Here is a 1,122-nt window from a genome sequence, read left to right on the forward strand (position 1 = left end):
GGCGACCAAGCCCTCTACGACCTCCAACTCACCGCCAAAACCGACGGCACCCTCACCGACACCGCACACAAGAGCTTCGGCATCCGGGACGTCAAGGCCCCGTTGAACGAGAACGGCGCGCGCGAGTACATCATCAACGGCCACCCGATCCACATCCGGGGTGGCAACGACTCGACCGACCTGCTCTGGCGCTGGAACGCGAAGGAGGTGTCCTCCCGGTTCGACTACGCCCTCAACATGGGCATCAACGCGATCCGGTTGGAAGGCCACCTGGAGCCGGACGAGTTCTACGACATGGCCGACAGGGCGGGCATGCTCCTGCTGCCGGGCTGGGAGTGCTGCAACAGGTGGCAGGACATGAACGACTCGGGAGGAATCCCCAACCCCTTCACCGAGGCCGAGCACAAGATCAACCACGACTCCATGGCCGCCGTCGCGGCCCGGCTGCGCAACAACCCCAGCGTGATCTCGTTCCTCATCGGCAGTGACCTCGCCCCGTCGCCGGGGTCGGCGGCCGACTACAAGAAGGCCCTGGAGGCGGCGGACTGGACGCTTCCGGTCGTCAGCGACATCAACGGGAACCAGAACGGGAAGGACGTCGCCGGCTACGAGAGCGGCATGAAGATGACCGGCCCCTACGAGTGGGTGCCGCCCAACTACTGGTACCGCAAGGAGGCCGGAGGCGCCGAGGGCTTCAACTCCGAGACGAGCGCCGGCCCGAGCATCCCCACCATGGACACCCTCAAGCGGATGATGACGGACGACGAACTCAAGACCATGTGGACCAACCCCGAGGCGGTCCTCTACCACCGGGCGCCGAACACGTCCTTCGCGACTCTGAAGGACTTCAACGAGGCGATGAAGCAGCGCTACGGCAAGCCCGACGACCTCGCCGACTACGTCCGCAAGGCCCAGCTCGCCCAGTACGAGGCGGTGCGGGCCGAGTTCGAGGCGTACGGCCGCAACTTCACCGACGACGAAAACCCGTCCACCGGCCACATCTACTTCCTGCTCAACAACCCGTGGACCTCCCTGCACTGGCAGCTCTTCGACCGCTACGGCGACCAGGGCGGCGCCTACTTCGGAGCCCAGAAGGCCAACGAGCCGCTCCACATCCAGTAC

The 1,122-nt window shown here is 65.6% G+C and carries 1 pseudogene; it reads left to right on the forward strand.

The features are described 5' to 3' along the window. Window positions 1–1,122, forward strand: a pseudogene (locus IH61_RS0139835) (exo-beta-D-glucosaminidase); the annotation flags it as partial.

The organism is Streptomyces sp. NRRL WC-3742 (assembly GCF_000720635.1).
In the GTDB taxonomy this organism is placed as follows: Bacteria; Actinomycetota; Actinomycetes; order Streptomycetales; family Streptomycetaceae; genus Kitasatospora.